The 1,944-nt window shown below is 49.3% G+C and carries 1 protein-coding gene; it reads left to right on the plus strand.

Annotated features, from left to right (window positions below):
• The coding region (locus Q8L89_03380; GenBank protein MDP1708090.1) for an amino acid adenylation domain-containing protein at positions 1-1,720 on the plus strand (1,720 nt) is incomplete at its 5' end.
• Positions 1,721-1,944 lie beyond the last annotated feature (224 nt).

Genomic DNA, 1,944 nt, shown 5'->3' on the forward strand with positions numbered 1-1,944 from the left:
CTTTGAACGGGCTATGAGCGTAGCCGCTTTGGTTGCAAATATAAAAGATACTGGCGACGGGTTGATGCCCGGGCTTGGCGACATGACGCAAGCGCCTGCCGCCATGTCGTACGGTTCATTAAGCTTTCAGTTTCTGTCCCAGCCTGACGTGCTGTTCATGGATGAATTGGAAGCCAACGAAAGCAATGAGACCAACCCGCCAAGCAGTCATGCTCAGAATAATCTGGCTTTTGTTATTTTTACCTCCGGTTCCACGGGGATGCCGAAAGGCGCCATGGTTGAGCATCAGGGAATGTTTAATAACCTTATCACCAAAGTGCCGACGTTAGAGTTAACGAAAAACGATGTTATCGCGCAAACCGCAGCACAATGTTTCGATATTTCTGTTTGGCAGCACCTGACCGCACTGGTATGCGGCGCAAGAGTGGAAATATTCACCGATGATATCGTCAAGGATCCCGGCCAACTGCTATCGCAACTGGCAGAGCGTGGCATAACCATTCTGGAAGCCGTTCCCTCCATGATTCAGGCGTTGCTGGATATAGCGGATGAAAATAGTTTGCTGTCGGAATTACGCTGGTTGATTGCCTGCGGTGAGGTATTTTCACCGGGTTTATGTCGACGCTGGATGCAACGCTTCCCTCATGTCAAAGTGCTTAATGCCTACGGCCCTGCCGAATGTTCGGATGATGTTTCCTATTATCAGGTTCCAGTCATACCGGGTGAAGCAGACAGCGTGGTGCCTATTGGCAAACCGGTTCATAACACGCAACTGTATTTGCTGGATAGCTGGCTGGAACCTGTACCGGTTGGCGTACCCGGCGAAATCTGTGTGGCTGGCGTTCAAGTCGGGCGCGGTTATCTTCATCGTCCTGATCTGACGGCTGAAAGATTCATTCCCAATCCTTTCGATCAAACCGGCAAGCCTATGTATTGCACCGGTGATATGGGGCTTTATCGCGAGGATGGCACGATCGAGTTTTTGGGTCGGCTTGATCATCAGGTGAAAATCCGGGGGGTTCGTATCGAACCCGGCGAAATCGAAGCGCAAATCCTGAGTTTTCCGCAAGTGGAGGATGCACTGGTGGTGGTCCGGGAAGAGGGCGCCGGCGGTAAGCGTCTTGTCGCCTATGTGGTCTGCGGCAATGATGAGATAGGCCGGGAGCCGTCGCGGCCGCCATCCCTGGCAGTCGGTCGCATCGGTTCCCTACCGATTGCGACACTTCCGCCATCCCTGGCAGTCGAACAACTGCGTGAACATCTGGCTGCTCGCTTGCCGACTGCGATGATGCCATCGGCATTTGTCCTGCTTGAGACCATGCCGCTAAGTGCTAACGGCAAAATAGACCGTAAAGCGCTGCCGCAACCGGATATGGCCGGACAAAGTAATCGTGCTTACGTGGCGCCACGCAACTCCGTCGAAGAGATACTGGCTGAAATCTGGAAAGACGTGCTGGATATCGAGCAGGTTGGTGTGGCGGATAATTTTTTCGAGCTGGGCGGGCATTCGCTGCTAGCGGTGCAAGTGCTGTCTCGAATACGCAAAGCCTTTAGTATTGACGTGCCTCTACGGCGGCTTTTCGAGGCTTCCACTATCGAAGCATTGGCCTTGTTGGTTGAAGAGTTTTTGCTTGAACATTTGAATGCTATGACAGAAGAGGAGGCGGAGGCTTTGTTAATGGCGGGTGAAGAGAACGCTACCGGGGAGCAAACAGCCTAATTTTTATGCAAAAAAACATCTGGTAATGAGCATTGAACCTTTATTAACGGTACTTGAAACATATTTTTAAACAAAGAAAACCGAGGTAAAGAAAAACGAAAATCATTACTAAATGTAATATCACTGAAACAGCTTTAAATGAAAAGGAAATAATATGAAAAAAAACAAATAGACAATTACTAAATTAAATTATATCAGATGAAGGAAAATTAATTATTTTATAT

Source organism: Gammaproteobacteria bacterium, from assembly GCA_030680605.1.
GTDB lineage: Bacteria > Pseudomonadota > Gammaproteobacteria > SURF-13 > SURF-13 > JAQBXX01.